The sequence below is a fragment of the Chania multitudinisentens RB-25 genome (assembly GCF_000520015.2).
GTDB classification, from domain to species: Bacteria; Pseudomonadota; Gammaproteobacteria; order Enterobacterales; family Enterobacteriaceae; genus Chania; species Chania multitudinisentens.
The window spans coordinates 3675693-3693581 of record NZ_CP007044.2; the positions used below are offsets into that span (position 1 = coordinate 3675693).

Below are 17889 nucleotides of genomic sequence, written 5' to 3' on the forward strand. Positions count from 1 at the left end.
AGAATACAGAATGGCGTTAAATCAACTGAAGTTCTGCTGCAATGCCGCAGAACCGCGTCCGTTATCCCAGCCTATGGTGCACTTTGGCGTCGTCGGCTCTGGCGATTTAGAAGTCCTGATCGAAAGTAAAAAATTGGATGGCAAGGCTGAAATCCGCATTACCACGCCGATCACCGGGTTTGATCATATCTGGCGGTTGGTCGTGACGCGTTTTATTGAGAGCAGTCAACTGGGCGATGTCCTCATCCGCATCAACGACAACAATGCCCCACCCGCGGTCGTGGCCCTGCGCCTGCAACAAGCCTTATCCGAGCTTGATGAAGGGAATAAACCGCCGCAGTTACAGAGTTTCCTTGAAGCCAACGCCCGTACCCGGGCGAAAGGCCTGGTTGATGAAGGGACGCTGACCGAGTTGGTTGGCCCGGCAGACAGATATACCAGCCCCCATCTGCCGATCCTGGGTGAGGCCGTGGAATTTGATGATGGTATTGTTACCGGTATTGGTTTGCTGGGGCGCCGCCCAACCATCGTGATCTCTCAGGATGGGCGTTTTATCGGTGGTTCAATTGGTGAAGTCAGCGGAGCCAAGATGGCCGGGGCCTTGAAACTGGCTTTGGAGTTATATCAACGCCTTAGTCTGGATGGCGCTCCACCACCATTGGAAAAACGCCCACTGGTCCTGATCTCGTTTGAAACGGGCGGAGTCAGGCTGCACGAAGCTAATGCTGGCTTGCTGGCACATGCTGAGGTGATGGATCTTTTGCAGGATCTGCGTCACAAAGTGCCGGTGATTGGGTTGGTTGGCAGCAAACTCGGCTGCTTTGGTGGCATGGGCTTCGTTGCTGCTGCCACGGACGCCATTATCATGAGCCAGTTCAGCCGTATTGGCCTGACCGGGCCTGAGGTGATTGAACAGGAAATGGGGCGTAGCGAGTTTGACTCCGCCGATCGGGCGTTGGTATTCCGCACCACGGGCGGCAAGCATAAATACATTATCGGCGATTGTGATTTCCTGGTTGAAGACAGCATTGCAGCATTCCGTGCGCAGGTGCAACAGCTTGCCGGGTTGCCAATGGCAGAGATTGAATCGTTGCGATGCATCGGCAGCCCGGCACTGATCGCCAAACAGATGGCTATTGTCGATGCTATCAGCCAGCTCATGCCATCTGATTCACTGGACGTATGGCGGGCTGCTGGGAATGAGCCGCCACAGGCACTGGTTGATTTGTCACTGGAGGCGTTTATCGCTTCGGTAAAACGTTATTCACCCTCGGCTGCGGACCGTTAAGGAGAGAATTATGGAAACATTAATGGGTCAGGGGCGGGCCGCCATCCCCCTGTTGGTCGATCCCGACAGTTTTCTGGAAAATCAACTACCAGCATTTACGTTACCTTGTGAGGATTATGGCCCAGGAGCGGTTGTTGGCTCGGCTAAATTGGGCGATCGCGACTGTACGGTGATTGCCAATGATGCCATGGCATTTAACCCGCGTTTCCCGGTGGTCTATGCGGGGATTATCGGCCTGGAAGAAGCCTATAAAATGGCCCACGCCGTCTACTGTTCCATCGCGGCTGATGCCAACAAACCCATGGCCGAAAAACGTACGCTGTTGCTGATTGTCGATACGCCGGGCAATGGACCAGGGAAAGTAGAAGAAATCATCGGGATGAACAAAGCGACAGGCTCCTACCAACTGGCGTTGGCAGAAGCCCGGAAAGCGGGTCATCCGGTTATTGCGCTGGTGATCGGCCGCGCTATCAGCGGAGCGTTTCTGTGCCATGGGTTACAGGCTGACCGTATTCTCAGCCTGAGCGCTAAATTTAATACCATGATCCACGTTATGCCGCTCACCAGCATTGCGCGTATTACGAAACAGAGCCTTGAGCGCCTGAGTGAATTGGCCACCAGTAATCCGGTTTTTGCTGCGGGCCCGCACTTTTTCTACCAACTTGGGGGAATTGAACAGCAGATCGAGCAATTAGACGAAATGCGCGCCACGTTGCTCCAGCACATTGCGCAGATCGAAATATTAAAACGTGATGGTCAGGCTCACCTGCTTGGCCCTGAAGGCCGGGGGTTGCTGGGCGCACAGCGCGGTGGGCGCAAAATCCGGGCGGAGGTACAGGCTCTTATGCATCAGCAGTTTGAGGCCGTTGCCGATCGTTATATCCATGCCTAGCTACCGCACAATCTGGCTTGGAAAGTCAGGGGGATGTGCCCGGTGTACGCCCCCTAACCCCTTCGCTCCCTACCCTATGCGGAGACTTCACCGATGCGGGATAAACTAAAGATGCTGGAAATGCTGGTAGATGAGATAGGCACAGCCCCCACACTCGCCGAAATGCCCCAGCGCACACTGCAAGACAAAGGCATTGCAGGCCCGACCAGCGCCCATGTAATTGAACAATTGCACACGCCGATGAATCTGGCTTACGTGACATTTACTACCGGCTCCAGCGCATTTCAGAATATTGTTGGCGTCACCCATGAGGAATTGCCGCAGCGCATTGCCGCAGCGTGCCGGGTATTCCAGCTTGCCGGCGTGACAGCGGGCCAACGGATGCTGGTCACCTACCCGCCGCTAGTCAACGTGTTCAGCCTGGCGGCGCTGGCTGAAGCAGAGGTTAGCCACGATTTTTTGCTGCGATCTTGCCAAGATGCCCTGCTCTTGGCGCTCATCAAGAAAGACTATCAAGTGGTTCTAGGGGAATCCTCGTTTCTGCGTGCTACGTTGCAACAGGCAATAACCCTGGGGCTGGCCAAGTTATTACCCAAAAAACTCTGTCTACTTGCTGCGGGAACGCCTCTTGATCTGGAATTACTGGATATTGCCTCACAATTAGATTATTCGGTGCACGATCTTTATGGAAGCCAGGAGTTTGGCTGGCTGGCCTTGGATGGCATTCTGCTGAGAGACGACCTGAGTCTGGTCGCTTCTCCACGCGGTCAGGAATATGTTGAAGTGGTCGTTGGTGGAATGCCTACCGGTGATAGCTTTCCGTTAGCCAGGCAGAGCCATATCTGTAATAGGCAGGGCCATCTGTTGACCTATAAGCGACAGCGCACCCAACCAAACTACGAAGTGGTCGTTACAGCAACGCCACAACATTCACGTGAACTGATTGAAAAGACCGCACGGACGCTGCTGCGGATCAAAGGTTGTATTGTCAAAGTGGCAGCGAACCTGGTTTTGGAAGCAACGGCTACCCAGCTACGCCTGACCCCCAGTTTACCTTTGGGGGAGCCAGGGATCTCCGGTGCAGAGATTATGATTTCTGGGCCTGTGGCAACCCAGATGTTTGATACGCTGGTGCAAGCGCAATTCGCCTTTGAGACTCAGGCGAAAAGCGATCCCACATGGTTAAAGCGTCGTTAGCAAACAATGTGCCAAAAATAAAAGTATCGGGGTTTATAACGTTACCTTTTAGGTAACCAATCGCCTTCTAAGGTAGCGATATCGGCCCCTATAGCCATTGATATTAACTCAGGGTTAAGTGATTATTATCTTACAACTTGCTTGTAATAATAAAAACACGTTCTTGGCCAACAACAGGGTATTGAACTGGAAGAATTGCCCCTATTTTCTTATTCCAAGAAGGATATAAACATGTCTGAAATGAAATCTAGAGTCCCTGGTATTATTGAGGAAATACTGTTTTCCGTTGGAGATAACGTCACCAAGGGCCAGCAAGTTATTATTATGGAAGCCATGAAGATGAAAATGCCAATTCCTGCGCATGAGTCTGGCACCATTAAATCCATCTCGGTAAATATTGGTGACCGTATTAATCCCGGTGCGTTATTATTTATTATCGAACCCTGATAATTAATATTCCTCACGCCACTTAGATCTCGGGTGGCGTAAAACCACTGTCTGCAATTTACATTGATCACCTCCCTGGCTCTTTCCTCCTATTTTTCTCAGTATTCTATAATCCAAACTTAAAAATGCTATTTTACGTAGCTCATAAAAAAGCCGAGATGACTATCTCGGCAGAGCTCTCTCTTTATTTACTCTGGATAATTAGGGTTGCAGCAGCGTTGGTTTATAGTCGAGATTCCAGCGTGCTTCCTGCTCATAGATTTGGCCAATGCTTAACACCTGCATGTCATGCGAATGCGGCCCGATCAGTTGCATCCCCATGGGTAGCCCTTGAGCATTGAAACCAACGGGTACGTTCAGCGCCGGGCTACCAATCAACGTTGCTGGCGCCACCACCTCCATGTAGCGGTGATAGGTATCCATCGCCTTGCCTGCAACTTCCATGGGTGAATGCTGTGTTGGATCGAATGGGAACACTTGCGCTGTTGGCAGCACCACAATGTCATATTCTGCGAATAGCTTATTGAAAGCCTGATAGATAACACTGCGTTGCGTAGAGGCGAGGAACACGTCGCGCGCAGACAGCTCTAACCCACCTTCGATTTCCCAGATCGCCTGTGGCTTCAGCAGGGTACGCGTCTCTGGTTTGCCGTACAACGGACGCAAGCCGTTGGAGACGATCCAATGGCGCCAGACCAGCCAGGTTTCCCAAATCTGTTCTGCGGTGACGTCCAGCTTCACCGGTTCAACACTGTGGCCTAATTTCTCAAAGACCTTCAGGGCATTCTCACAAAGAGCCAGGATCCCCTGTTCCATTGGCAACGCCCCGCCAAGATCGGCAAGCCAGCCAATACGCAATTTACGCTTGGGATGAGTGAAATCAGCCAGCGGCTGGCCGAGCGACAGCGGAACCCGCGCATCGTAGCCAGACTGCGTTTGCAACAGGCGAGCGGTGTCGGCAATGTTACGCCCCATCGGCCCTTCAAGACCGAGCTGGCTTACGAACAACTCAGGAGCGGGCCCAAAAGGAACCCGCCCTTGGCTGGGACGAAAACCAATAATATTGTTATAGGCTGAGGGGTTACGTAACGACCCCATCATATCGCTGCCGTCGGCAACCGGTAGCAGTTGCAATGCCAGCGCCACGGCAGCACCACCGCTGCTGCCACCGGCAGATTTCGTCTGATCCCAGGCGTTATACGTCGTACCAAAAACATTATTGATAGTATTGGAGCCTAAACCAAACTCAGGCGTGTTGGTTTTGCCGATAATAATCGCCCCTTCATGCTTGATACGCTCAACCATGATGGAGTCATTGGGGGCGATAAAATCTTTAAAGATAGGCGATCCATTAGTCAGCGTTATCCCTTTCACCGCAGATAAATCTTTAACCGCATGGGGAAAGCCGTGCATCCACCCCATGTATTCACCTTCTGCCAACTGCTTATCTTTAATCTTGGCCTGTGCCACCAGGTCATCCCGATCTTGTAGAGAAACAATGGCATTCACTGTGGGATTAAGGATATCGATCTTATCCAGATAAGCATTCATGACTTCAACGCAAGATACCTGTTTAGACTTGATGCTTTCAGAAAGTGCCAGAGCACTCATTTCCGTTATTGGATTATCAATTTTATTCATAAGGCCCTCTGTAAATTAGCTGCTTTCACGCAAAGAATAAAAATATGCCTGTGTATTTAGTAGGGATATTACCCCTACTCCAGCTGGTGATTTAGAATAATTATGACGAACGCTATTTATTATCAGGTTAATTTAAAATAGTATTGTGATTGACTTCAATCTTAGAATCATACACAGCCAAACCCTCGTTACTTTTAATGTAACTTCATTACCTCAAAAGCAATATTGTTATCTTTGTGATACTCATAACATTCTGGGTAATTATGTTTCGATATATATTAACCTCTTCCATTTTAGTTTGGAGATATCATTTTTTTGACAGAGTATTTAACATTATCACTCAAACTCCATATCAGTTAGAGACATTCTTGCTCGAAAGTTATTATAGGTTTTTTAATAATTGATTGATGACCACTGAGCGTAATGCAAGGAGAGTTCTTAATGAAAATTGATGAATCTGACATCATGGCTATCGTGAATGACCCCATACTTTGGTGGATCGCGATCCCACTGGGAGGCATCATTCTGGTGATGGCTTCATTATATATACGCATGTCGTTTAAAAGTGCTGCTAGCGTAGGTTTAAGCCGGACGCAGTGCATGAAAGGGCTCAGAAGTGGCATTCTCAGTTCTATTGGCCCGTCCATCTCTGTTTTTGTAGTGGTATTCAGTATGGCAGCCATCATTGGCGGCCCGTTAACCTGGATGCGCTTTGTGGGCATCGGCGCTGCGCCGGTGGAGCTGGCAGCCATCAACCTGGGGGCCGAAACCTACGGGGCACCGGTCGGTTCGGAAAACTATAACCTCACGGCGATGGTTTCTGGCCTTTATACGGCAATCATCAACAGCTGTGGGTGGGTGGTGGTGGGGTTCTTTTTCATTCATCGGATGGAAAAAGTCAGGGAAAAAATGGGGGGTGGCGATAAAGTTTGGCTGGGTTTGATATCCGTTACTGCCATGCTGGGGCTGTTTGGTTTTCTCTCAACGCCTTTTATTCTCGCCATGAATGCAAAAACGGTTGCCTGCCTCACTGGATTTATTTCAATGGGAGCTCTGACTCTGCTTGGCAAAAAAATCGGCTGGCTTAAAGAGTATGCATTAGGTATTGCGCTCATTATCGGCATGATTTTTGGCAGTGTTTTTTCTTAACTGAGGATCTAAAACATGCAACACGCTAACGATGCTCTTAGCTGGTCGGCAACATCGATAAGAATAGGCAGAATATGCTTCTTTTTAGCTATTGTAACCAGCTTTGCTCCCTTGCTCTATTTTTACCTGGTCTATAATGTTTATCCCCCATTGGACGTCGCGTTAACCTCTTGGCTTTCTATTGCCATGGTATTTGGCGCTTTTTATTTTGTTGAACCCTTCTCCTACTACCCTATTTTAGGGTTAACGGGGAGTTATTTGGGGATTCTGTCAGGTAATATTTCCAACGTTCGTCTGCCAGCATCAGCAGCAGCCCAAATGGCCGTGGGAGTTGAGAGTGGTTCAAAACAGGCAGAGATTATTTCTACTCTGGGTATTGCGGGCTCCATATTTACCAATCTGTTCTTTCTGACGCTTGCGGTTGTGATGGGTGACTGGATACTTTCTGTTTCTCCTCCTGCGCTGATTGAAGCCGTCAAGAATTATATCCTGCCCACCATTTTTGGCTGTCTTTATGGTCAGTTCACCGTGATGAAACCAAAAATCGCACTGTATGCACTGCCAATTACCGCCATATTCTACGTTCTGGTCCCTGGACTACCTGCGTACATTTACATCATTGTTGCCATATTCGGTAATCTCTTGCTGACCCGAATCCTTTATAAGAAAAATATCATCAGCTAACTCTTGAGAGTTATTATTATGGTGTTCGCCGACAGGAGAGTGAAAATAAAAAGTTATTAGAATAAGTAATCATTTTCAATGCACTCTTTCAGATCGTTATTTTTTATTAAAAAGCGCATTTTTTTGCGAGGGACACTTCATGTTAAAAAACACTACGCTAATGCTTATGTTACTGGTCTGTATACCGGCTAGCGCCGTTGAGATATACCATAAAGACGCTAATCGATTAGGGGTATACGGTAAAATCCGTGCATCGCATTTACTATCTGATAATGCGAAAGAAGACGGAGACAATACTTATATACGCTTTGGCCTGCGCGGTGAAACCCAGATTGCCGAACATCTTATCGGATATGGTAATTTTCAGATGCAGTTCCAAGGCAGCAAATATGAAGGTGAAGAGAAAAATTCATGGACACGCCTCGGATTTGCGGGCATTAGCCATGATCGAGCCGGCTCTTTTGACTATGGCCGGAACTGGGGCATCATGTACGATCTTGGCGCGTGGACCGATGTTTTGCCAGAGTTTGGTGCCGCTACACTTTTCCATACCGATAACTTTATGGCTCAACGAGCAACAACGCTGGCCACCTACCGTAATCGGGATTTCTTCGGGTTGGTTGACGGCCTGAACCTCGCGGTGCAATTTCAAGGAAAAAATGAAGGTGGCCGTGCGCTTAACAAGCAGAATGGTAACGGTTATGGGATATCTGCTACGTATAACTTTGATAGCGGCCTGTCATTAGGTGGGGTATACACCCATTCGGAACGAACGGATGAACAGAAGGGCTACGGTAGGCACGTCGCCAGTGGCCCCTATGCTGAATCCTATATCGTCAGCGCAAAATACAGTGCCGATGGCCTGTATCTGGCTGCTCTCTACGGTGAAACATCCAATATGACCGCCTTTGCGAGCAGTACGAATATCGCCAATAAAACCCAGGCGCTTGAGCTAGTGGCAAAATACCGTTTTAATAATGGGTTCGAGCCTTCGATCGGTTATCTGCAAAGTAAAGGCAAAGATCTGAGTGGTTATAATACCGATAACAACCTAGTGCAGTTTATTAACCTAGGCGCCATGTACTATTTCAACAACACAGTGGCGGCCTATGCGAACTACAAAATTAACCTGCTTGACGCTAATAATTTCACCTCGGCCGCAGGCTTAAAAACCGATAATACGCTGGTTCTCGGTCTGGTTTATCAGTTGTAACCATTATTCTTTATTCACCAGGCTTAACAGCGCTGTTTTATCAAAGAGCCTGACATCGTTCAGGCTCTTTCCCAACACCTGATTTCCAGAAGTCATCAATTCTTTCAAACTGCTGCCATACCCGGTAGGCCACAAAACTTCTGTGTCGATCCGCAGGCGATGCTGTCGTTCCAGCTGTAACATGCTTTGGTAAACAGCCTGCAATTGCTCAGGGTGACAAGCCTCAATCACTATATCCAGATCTGACGCGTTATCGGTGTAAGAAAACCCGCTGACAATCTGCAAGGCAGCTGAGCCCCAAACACCGGGAAGGCAGCCTAATTGGAGGAATCGTTCGCGGAGATCGACCAGCGCGCCTAGAGCTGGGCTGCTGGCCAAAAAGGCCATTGCGGCAGCCTCGAAGGGGGTGATGCGGCGTACCACCTCCTGTGCCGGGAGAGTGATCGCGAAACGTTGACGCTGCCCATCAATGCGCATTGGAAAACTGAAACCCAGCGCAATCTCGGTTTTGGCTTCCGCAGGAAGATGGCGGCGCACGATACCGGGTATATCACCTGCGTTGAACGACCGCTGCCAATCCGGCAAAGATGATAACCAGTCATGAGGTTGCGCTGCCTGCCAGAGCAGAAAAATTTGCTGTGCAGCCTGGGGGGAGAATTGCAGTAAATCGTGGCGGTGGAACATGGCATCGCCCTCGGGATTTATCTTCATTCGGTGCTTCGACTATAAACCCAGTAAAAGTACCGTCAATAACCTCCAAGGTGACGTCATTACGCTAAACGTTATGGGATCAGGGATAAGCCGCGATTAGCCATGAGGATCTTTCGCCACGTTATACATGAAAAAAGCTTCTTTCTGAGCGCGACAGAAAGAAGCTTAGCGTTTTCTACACCCTTCTCATCTTAGCGCCGAATAGGATCACCATTGGCAACATAATAAGGTACATCAAGGCGTGCGAGAGGTTGGCGGCCACGAATGGTATCTGCGATCTTCTCAGCCATCATAATGGTGGGGGCATTCAGGTTTCCTGTGGTGATCAGCGGCATGATGGACGCATCAACAACGCGTAATCCGTCAATGCCATGCACTTTACCATCACTGCCAACCACCGCCATATTGTGATACCCCATCGCGTTTGAACAGGATGGATGGTAAGCCGTTTCGGCATGATTACGCACGAAGTTATCCAATTCCGCATCGCTTTGCAGATTGATACCCGGTGAAATCTCTTTACCACGGAAAGGCTCCAAGGCACGTTGGTGCATGATTTCACGCGTAATGCGGATCGCCGCTCGGAACTCCCGCCAATCCTGCTCATGTGACATATAGTTGAACAGAATACTCGGATGTTCATTGGGATCTTTCGAGCGCACCTGAATACGTCCGCGGCTTGGAGAGCGCATTGAACCCACATGAGCCTGGAAACTATGCACTTTTATCGGATTAGAACCGTTATAGTTAACCGCGACGGGTAAGAAGTGGTATTGAAGATTTGGCCATTCAAACTCTTCATGGCTGCGAATAAATCCCCCCGCCTCAAAATGATTACTGGCGCCAATACCGGTTCCCATCGCTAACCATTCAGCGCCAATCGCTGGCCGGTTATGCAGTTTCATCGCCGGGGATAAAGAAACCGGCTGTTTACATTCATATTGGAGATACATCTCCAGGTGATCCTGAAGGTTGGCCCCCACCCCAGGCAGATCGAGAACGATCGGGATATCCAGGTTTTTCAATAATTCACCGGGGCCCACGCCGGAACGTTGCAGAATTTGTGGTGAAGCAATTGCCCCTGCACAAAGCAGAACTTCACGCCGGGCGCGCGCTTCCTGTCTTGCCCCTTTCTGTAACCAGGTGACGCCTGTGGCACGGGTATTATCAAAAAGAATACGGTCGGTGACTGCATGCACTTCAATGGTTAAATTCGGGCGCGGGCGAGCCTGATCGAGATAACCGCGCGCGGTGCTGGAGCGGCGGCCACGCGGTGTTACGGTTCTGTCCATCGGGCCAAAACCTTCCTGCTGATAACCATTAAGATCTCTGGTGCGTGGGTAACCAGCCTGCACCGCAGCTTCAACCATCGCATGAAAGAGCACGTTGTTATCAGGTTTTGGCGTCGTCACGCTGACCGGGCCGTTGTCCCCATGATAGTCATTGCCGCCAATATCGCGGCGTTCGGCGGCTTTAAAATAAGGCAAGCAATCCAGATAGCTCCAGTTTTCCAACCCTTTTTCTTTCGCCCAACCATCGTAGTCCAGAGCATTGCCACGGATATAACACATACCATTAATCAGTGATGATCCCCCTAAACCCTTACCCCGCCCACACTCCATACGGCGGTTATTCATAAAGGGTTCAGGATCGGTAAGATAAGCCCAGTTATAGCGGCGGCCCTGTAAAGGGAATGCCAGCGCCGCGGGCATCTGGGTGCGGAAATCCTGACGATAATCCGGGCCACCGGCTTCCAGCAGTAATACCGTAACGTCCGCATCTTCCGTCAGGCGCGTTGCTAATACGTTTCCTGCCGAGCCAGCACCGATAATAATGTAGTCATACTCCCTGATCTTACTCATAAAATCCTCCAACGGACGGTGCTCAAAAAATTGAGCTGAAAGTACCCAGTTCAACCTGAACGGATTTAATGCGGGTGTAATGAGCCAGTGAGCTGAGACCATTTTCGCGGCCAACACCGGATTGTTTATAACCACCAACAGGCATTTGTGCGGGTGATTCCCCCCAGGCATTGATCCAGCAAATACCGGCTTCAAGCTGATGAATCGTGCGGTGCGCTTTTGCCAGATCGCGCGTCACTACCCCAGCCGCCAGGCCAAAGGTGGTGTTATTGGCGCGCGTGATGGCTTCTTGTTCATCGTCGTAGGTCAGAATGCTCATCACCGGGCCAAAGATTTCCTCTTTGACGATGGTGTGGTGATCTTCACAGTCGGTAAAGATCGTGGGTTGCACATACGCCCCTTGAGCGAAAACGCCCGAGGTTTCACGGGCACCGCCGCAAAGCAGGCGCGCACCTTCTGCTTTGCCGCTTTCGATATAGCTCAGCACGTTTTCCATATGGGAGAAACCGACCAGCGGGCCAAAGTTGGTTTGCGGATCCATCGGATCGCCGAGACGAATACGCTTAACGCGCGTTATTAACGCCTTCTCCAGCGCCGCCTTTTGTGAACGATGAACAAACACGCGCGTACCGTTGGTACAAACCTGGCCTGAACTGTAGAAGTTAGCCATCATGGCAACATCCGCCGCCAGTTCAATATCGGCATCGGCAAGGATCAAAAGTGGTGATTTGCCACCCAGCTCCATGGTGACTTCTTTCAATGAAGAAGCGGCGGCGCTGGCCATCACTTTCTTGCCGGTTTCAATCCCCCCGGTGAAAGAGATTTTTTCAATCCGTGGATGTTCAGATAACCATTGCCCGACGTAACGCCCTGCCCCTTGCAGGACATTAAATACGCCATCCGGCACACCGGCTTCGGTATAAATTTCGGCCAACTTCAGTGCGCTTAATGGGGTCATTTCACTGGGTTTGAAGATCATGGCATTACCCGCGGCCAGAGCCGGCGCGGATTTCCACAAGGCAATCTGAATCGGGTAATTCCATGCCCCGATCCCGGCCGTTACCCCCAAAGGTTCACGGCGGGTATAAAAGAAGCTGGTATCGCGTAATGGGTACTGGTTCCCTTCAAATGCATCGGCAAGACCGGCGTAATATTCCAGAACATCGGCGCCTGTCACGATATCCACAGCCGAGGTTTCAGAATAGGCTTTACCGGTATCCAATGTCTCAAGCTGCGCTAACTCATCATTACGTTCACGAAGTAGCTCAACGGCGCGCAGTAGAATGCGTGAACGTTCGGTTCCCGTCATCGCTGCCCAGATTTTTTGCCCGCGTTCGGCGCTGGCAACGGCGCGCTCCACGTCAGCCTCGGTGGCACGTTGTACTTCTGCGAGTATTTCGCCGTTAGCGGGGTTGATGGTCTGAAACATTTCAGAGCCACTGGCATCCGTCAATTGACCATCAATATAGAGCTGCTGTACGGGAAATCTTGCCATTATCATATTCCTTACATTCATTTTTTTGGGTGAAGAAGTTAAGAGCCGCTCCCTGTAGGGCTATTTCCAATAACGCCTGTTGGGATAACACGTTACGTGTCAGACAATAAGACGCGCTCAACATAGTCATAAGCAATTTCACTGGCTTTATCGGCGTTGAAATCGGTTCCTGTCAGGCTCCCCCGGAGCCACAGCCCATCAATCATCGCCGCCAGCCCACGGGCCGCTTTGCGTGCTTGTTCCTTTGGCATATTCCTTTGAAATTGAAAGCAGATATTTGAAAAAAGACGCTGATTGTTGACACGTTGCAAGCGGCATAACGCAGGCTGGTGCATACTCGCAGCCCAAAAGTCGAGCCAGATACGCATCGATAACGGGTTGGTTTGGCTAGGGTGAAAGTTTCCATCGATAATGGCGAAAAGCTGTGCTTTCACCGAGGCATCCGCGTTTTTACGGCATTCAGCAATCGCGTCATGAAGATCGCATAACACCTTACGCATCGTGGCGTTGAGAAAAGCGTCTTTATCGCCAAAGTAGTGGCTGACAAGCCCGCTGGACATCCCGGCCAGGCTGGCAACTTGAGAGATTGTCACTCCTGCCAGCCCCACATCACCGATCGCTGCGCAAGCAGCGTTAATCAATTGCTCTTTTCTCTGTTCTGGAATGTTTTTGCGGTACATCTGGCCTCCGATAGTGAAGTCATCCAATCATGATTAATTAAAAATTCATTGATTGAACGTTCAATCAACATACTATATGCTGCGAAAATGTAAAACAAAATGTTTTTAAATGTTAATTAATTGTTTGCTGATGGTGTCGTTTAACAACCCTCGTATTATGGAACTTACAAATGACAGTGATGAGTCCGAAATCCATCGATGAAGAATCGATACAGCTTAATGCTCCCGTTTTTTTCACGTCAGCGACGGTTATTCTGCTACTGGGTCTGTTGGTGGCCCTCTTTCCCACTGGCAGCCAGGAATGGTTAAGTAAAGCTCAAATATGGATGTCAGATATATTCGGCTGGTATTACATGCTGTTGATGGTGATTTGCATGGTGTTTGTGTTTTGGTTGGCACTTTCACGCTTTGGGCAGATCAAATTAGGTAAAGAAAACGAAGCCCCCGAGTTTAGCTATTTATCATGGATCGCGATGTTATTCTCCGCCGGGATTGGCATTGCGTTGATTTATTACGGTGCCTATGAACCCCTCGATCATTTCCTACAGCCGCCAGAAGGCGCGGGCGGCACGGTACAGGCGGCACGTCAGGCGATGGTTATCACGTTCCTGCATTGGGGGCTGCACGGTTGGGCGCTGTATGCGCTAATAGCGACCGCCTTAGCGTATTTCGCCTATCGTCGTGGCTTACCATTGGCTTTACGCTCCGCACTGCATCCGATGTTTGGTGATCGAATTCACGGTTGGGTTGGCCATATGGTCGATAGCTTTGGTATTCTGGTGACCGTTATTTCTATGGTGACCAATCTGGGCATCGGCGCATTATTATTAAATTCTGGATTGCACTACCTCTTTAATATCCCGCAAGCCTCGTATGTGTTACTGGTGTTAATCGTTCTGATGATGGCCGTTGCCACGTTTGCCGCTGTCACCGGCGTGGAAAAAGGGATCGCCATGCTGTCAAATATCAACATCGGCTTTCTGAGCCTGTTGCTGCTGTTTATATTTCTGGCCGGGCCAACGCTCAATCTGATTAACGGGATATTACAAAATACGGGGGATTATCTCGCATCGATTATTGGCAAGAGTTTTGATGTTTATCTTTACGGCAAAGCACGCCAGTGGCAAGGGGCCTGGACGCTATTTTATTGGGCGTGGTGGGTAGCCTGGGCGCCGTTTGTCGGCTTGTTTATCGCCAGAATTTCCAAAGGCCGCACCATTCGCGAACTCATTTTTGGCGTTATGTTAATTCCGTTAGGGTTTACGCTGGCATGGCTGTCGATTTTCGGTAATACCGCGATCAGTTTAGTTCTGGAGCAAGGCCAATCTTTGCTGGGCAGCGTAGCATTAACCGATCCTCCCATGGCCGTATTTAAATTACTTGAGTATTTACCTTATACGCAAATTACGACGGGCTTTACTATCTTGATCAGCTTCGTGCTCTTTCTGACGCCGGTTGATTCAGGAACGCTGATGATTGCTAATCTCTCCAGCAAAGGTGGAACGAACAGCGATGATGCACCAACCTGGCTGCGGATTTTTTGGGCATCAATCACCACGTTGGTGTGTGCTGGTCTGCTTTATGCAGGAAGTTTCAGTGCGATGCAGACGGCGGTAGTCTTGTGCGGGTTACCTTTCTCGATCGTGATTATGCTGTATATGATTAATCTGTATAAAGAATTAAACCTGGTTGAAAGCAGAACCATCATCCCGGTATCTTGAAAGAAACGATAGGCTGGCTGCTCACAACACAGCCAGCCTGTTTCCGTTAATCATCGACTAAACCGTAATGCACAGCCAACCAGACCGTTGGCCCGTTAGCATCGGTCCATTCAACGCGGTGCCGAGCCTGGGCCGGAATATTAATAAAGTCACCCGCCTGCATGACGTGCACCTCAGATTCATTCTCGAACCGCAAACCCGCTGAACCCTGTAGCACAACCACCCATTCACCTTGAGGCTGGCAATACCAGAATCCTTCCGGGCTTGCTTGCCCAGTGGAAATAATGCGTTCAATGCGTACATTAGGCTGAGACAGTAATGTCTCGAAAGTTTCTGCTTCTGCCTTAAGCGCAGCTTCAGGGAAATGCTGGAATATATTGGTCATTATCTGCTTGCCTTTTTAACGCCGAGTGACCATCCAGCCACTCGGCTAATCACAACAATTTATATTTGGGCTACTATCGCCTCACCGCATCCAGGGTGAAACTGCCAATACCTACCGCTACACGCCCCTCAACGGCCTCAAGCACTGCGGCGGCACCCGCTGCGCTAAAACCACCGTATAACTCAATCAATCCATACCCGGACGTGGCAAGTTCGGCCGCAATCAAAGACCCAGTTGCCTCGTCTGGAACGGGAATGAAGGTGGTATGCTGGGGAGCGAATGCCTGCTCGAAACGGTCACGGACTGGATCGCTATCGCTTTCCAGAATAATAAAGGCCTCACGAGGTGGTTTACCTTCGCCGTAGGCCGAGCTAAACGCGGCTCCCATCACCAGAGACTCAATACCGTAAGTGATTGAGCTAACCAGGGCCCGATAACCGATTTCTTCACTGATCTTGGGTTTCCAGGCTGGCGACAGTGCGCCACAAAGTTCAATTAGCTCGGCCCCCTCATCAACCAGTTGACGAGCAACGCCAGGTGCCTCAGCAGGTTCCCCGATGGCGACGATAGTCAAACGGCCTGATGCGCTCTCACGAACAAATCTGACCTGACCGGGCTTAGCGCCATAACCTTCGTAGATAATGGCTTTGTTAAGCGGAGCCGGCCTGTGGCCAGAAGAATGTGGTACTGCCATATTGGGAATCCTTATCATTTATTACGTGCCCGTTATGTGGATACGTTTTTCCGTTTCCCGAGCGAAACCCTTTTTATGCCAGATGGTGCCGGAACCAGGCTAAAGTGCGATCCCAGGCCAGTTTTGCGGCGGCTTCGTCATAACGCGGCGTTGAGTCATTGTGAAACCCGTGGTTCACGCCGGGATAAATATACGCTTCATAGGTTTTACCTGCCGCCTTGAGCGCTGCCTCGTAAGCAGGCCATCCCTCATTAATGCGGGTATCCAATTCGGCATAATGAAGCAGCAAGGGGGCTTTAATACGAGGGACGTCCTCCGCTTTAGGTTGTCGCCCATAAAATGGCACTGCGGCACCCAGCTCTGGGTAGGCCACAGCGGCGGCGTTAGCCACCCCGCCACCATAACAAAAGCCGGTGATCCCCACTTTCCCGGTTGTGCTTTTGTGGCTTATCAGGAATTCAACAGCGGCGAAAAAGTCATTCATCAGTTTTTCAGGATCAACCTGTTGCTGTAGTTCCCTGCCCTTGTCATCGTTGCCGGGGTAACCCCCCACCGAACTCAACCCATCGGGCGCCAGCGCCACAAACCCGGCTTTTGCCAAGCGACGCGCGACATCTTCAATATACGGATTTAACCCACGGTTCTCGTGCACCACCACCACGCCAGGAACCGGCCCTTTCGCTTTGGCTGGTAATACCAGGTAGCCCCGCACTTGGCCATGGCCTTTCGGGGACGGATAGTTAATGTATTGCGGAACAATATCAGGATCGGTGAATTCAACTTGTTGAGCGAGCGCATAGTCAGGCAACAGGGAGCCAACGAGCGTGGCGGCGGCGATGCCACCCACGGCAAACCGGGCCGCGCGGTCGATAAACTCACGCCGGGAAATAAATCCGTGAGCATAATAGTCATACAGCTCAAGCAGTTCTGGGGGAAAATCCTTTGCGGTGAGACGAGTCATGTGTTCCTCCGATTATTTATGTCGTTATAGCATTACCTCTGTACCTTATTGATTTTCAATAATAGCCATAGCGCTGCGGAGAAACACGGTAATAATGCGTGTACCATAAATTTCCCCAAAGCTTTCTACCGATTTTGGCTTGATGGGCTATAACTAACTGAGTTTTCCTCCACCTGAGACACAGACAATGAGCAAGAAAAAAATATTGATGCTGGTTGGTGATTACGCCGAAGATTATGAAACCATGGTGCCTTTCCAGGCATTACAGATGTTGGGCTATAGCGTTGATGCGATCTGCCCGGATAAAAGTAAAGGTGACTATATCATGACGGCCATCCATGATTTTGATGGTGCGCAGACATACAGTGAAAAGCCGGGGCATCGGTTTGTGCTGAATGCGGATTTTGCAGCCACGCGCACTGAAGATTATGACGCTCTCCTGATTCCCGGTGGCCGGGCCCCGGAATACTTACGCCTTAACCCACGGGTCATCCAGATAGTGCAAGAGTTTGATGCCGCACGTAAGCCGATTGCTGCCGTTTGCCATGGCCCACAGTTATTAGCGGCAGCGGGCGTGCTCAACGGGCGCACCTGTAGCGCTTATCCGGCCTGCGCCCCAGAAGTGCGGCTGAGTGGCGGAGAATATGCCGATATCGGTATCGATCAGGCGCACGTTGACGGCCATCTGGTGACTGCACCGGCCTGGCCTGCGCATCCACAATGGTTGGCGAAGTTCGTCAACGTGCTGGAAAAATAGAAATACCCAGAGCGTTTTTGCGTAACCCTCTCCGGTTTCTGGTAGCAGAAACCGGAGAGGGTTACCACCTCAACATTTCCGCGAGAGTGACACAATTCTGAAAATAATCATT

At 50.1% G+C, this 17889-nt stretch carries 17 protein-coding genes; 9 read left to right on the forward strand and 8 right to left on the reverse strand.

The features are described from left to right. The first annotated feature begins 10 nt into the window (after nt 1-10). From Z042_RS16040 to Z042_RS16055, 4 genes are all read left to right on the forward strand, one after another. Nucleotides 11-1288, forward strand: a complete 1278-nt coding sequence (locus tag Z042_RS16040; RefSeq protein ID WP_024910669.1) for a biotin-independent malonate decarboxylase subunit beta — start codon at nt 11-13, stop codon at nt 1286-1288. A gap of 10 nt (nt 1289-1298) precedes the next feature. Continuing rightward, a complete protein-coding gene (gene mdcE, locus Z042_RS16045) occupies nt 1299-2180 on the forward strand; it encodes a biotin-independent malonate decarboxylase subunit gamma (protein WP_024910668.1) in 882 nt (293 codons plus the stop codon). 93 nt (nt 2181-2273) lie between these two features. Beyond that, entirely contained in the window at nt 2274-3377 is a 1104-nt protein-coding gene (locus Z042_RS16050; RefSeq protein ID WP_024910667.1) for an acyl carrier protein, read from the forward strand. Nucleotides 3378-3608: 231 nt separating this feature from the next. After that, a complete protein-coding gene (locus Z042_RS16055; RefSeq protein ID WP_024910666.1) occupies nt 3609-3824 on the forward strand; it encodes an acyl-CoA carboxylase biotin carboxyl carrier protein subunit in 216 nt (71 codons plus the stop codon). A gap of 201 nt (nt 3825-4025) precedes the next feature. Here the strand turns inward: Z042_RS16055 and Z042_RS16060 are convergent, their stop codons facing one another. Continuing rightward, nucleotides 4026-5465: an amidase gene (locus Z042_RS16060; protein WP_024910665.1), complete on the reverse strand. Its 1440-nt coding sequence runs from the start codon at nt 5463-5465 to the stop codon at nt 4026-4028. A gap of 441 nt (nt 5466-5906) precedes the next feature. Between Z042_RS16060 and Z042_RS16065 the strand changes: the two genes are divergently transcribed. The 3 genes from Z042_RS16065 to Z042_RS16075 all read left to right on the forward strand — a co-directional run bounded on the left by Z042_RS16065 (nt 5907) and on the right by Z042_RS16075 (nt 8511). After that, complete coding sequence (locus Z042_RS16065; RefSeq protein WP_024910664.1) at nt 5907-6614, forward strand: DUF5058 family protein; 708 nt, start codon at nt 5907-5909, stop codon at nt 6612-6614. A gap of 15 nt (nt 6615-6629) precedes the next feature. Further along, entirely contained in the window at nt 6630-7298 is a 669-nt protein-coding gene (locus Z042_RS16070) for a hypothetical protein (protein ID WP_024910663.1), read from the forward strand. 139 nt (nt 7299-7437) lie between these two features. Further along, a complete protein-coding gene (locus Z042_RS16075) occupies nt 7438-8511 on the forward strand; it encodes a porin (RefSeq protein ID WP_024910662.1) in 1074 nt (357 codons plus the stop codon). A gap of 3 nt (nt 8512-8514) precedes the next feature. On the opposite strand, the gene mdcG is transcribed toward Z042_RS16075, so the two are convergent. The 4 genes from mdcG to betI all read right to left on the reverse strand — a co-directional run bounded on the left by mdcG (nt 8515) and on the right by betI (nt 13259). Then, nucleotides 8515-9222: a malonate decarboxylase holo-[acyl-carrier-protein] synthase gene (gene mdcG / locus Z042_RS16080; protein ID WP_081758403.1), complete on the reverse strand. Its 708-nt coding sequence runs from the start codon at nt 9220-9222 to the stop codon at nt 8515-8517. Between the two features lie 191 nt (nt 9223-9413). Beyond that, the gene (gene betA / locus Z042_RS16085) at nt 9414-11084 is read right to left on the reverse strand and encodes a choline dehydrogenase (protein ID WP_024910660.1); all 1671 of its coding nucleotides are present in this window, start codon (nt 11082-11084) and stop codon (nt 9414-9416) included. Nucleotides 11085-11106: 22 nt separating this feature from the next. Next, nucleotides 11107-12579: a betaine-aldehyde dehydrogenase gene (betB, locus tag Z042_RS16090; RefSeq protein WP_024910659.1), complete on the reverse strand. Its 1473-nt coding sequence runs from the start codon at nt 12577-12579 to the stop codon at nt 11107-11109. A 92-nt stretch (nt 12580-12671) separates the two neighbouring features. Next, nucleotides 12672-13259 carry a transcriptional regulator BetI gene (gene betI, locus Z042_RS16095; protein WP_024910658.1) on the reverse strand — a complete coding sequence of 196 codons (588 nt, stop codon included), beginning with the start codon at nt 13257-13259 and terminating at the stop codon, nt 12672-12674. A gap of 170 nt (nt 13260-13429) precedes the next feature. Between betI and Z042_RS16100 the strand changes: the two genes are divergently transcribed. Further along, the gene (locus tag Z042_RS16100; RefSeq protein ID WP_024910657.1) at nt 13430-14980 is read left to right on the forward strand and encodes a BCCT family transporter; all 1551 of its coding nucleotides are present in this window, start codon (nt 13430-13432) and stop codon (nt 14978-14980) included. 46 nt (nt 14981-15026) lie between these two features. Here Z042_RS16100 and Z042_RS16105 read toward each other — a convergent pair whose 3' ends face one another. From Z042_RS16105 to yghX, 3 genes are all read right to left on the reverse strand, one after another. Next, entirely contained in the window at nt 15027-15365 is a 339-nt protein-coding gene (locus Z042_RS16105) for a cupin domain-containing protein (protein WP_037405760.1), read from the reverse strand. A 73-nt stretch (nt 15366-15438) separates the two neighbouring features. Next, entirely contained in the window at nt 15439-16059 is a 621-nt protein-coding gene (locus tag Z042_RS16110; RefSeq protein ID WP_024910655.1) for a DUF6506 family protein, read from the reverse strand. A gap of 73 nt (nt 16060-16132) precedes the next feature. Continuing rightward, nucleotides 16133-17020 carry a YghX family hydrolase gene (gene yghX, locus Z042_RS16115; RefSeq protein WP_024910654.1) on the reverse strand — a complete coding sequence of 296 codons (888 nt, stop codon included), beginning with the start codon at nt 17018-17020 and terminating at the stop codon, nt 16133-16135. A gap of 187 nt (nt 17021-17207) precedes the next feature. Between yghX and Z042_RS16120 the strand changes: the two genes are divergently transcribed. Next, a complete protein-coding gene (locus Z042_RS16120; protein ID WP_024910653.1) occupies nt 17208-17777 on the forward strand; it encodes a DJ-1/PfpI family protein in 570 nt (189 codons plus the stop codon). The last annotated feature ends 112 nt before the right edge of the window (nt 17778-17889 follow it).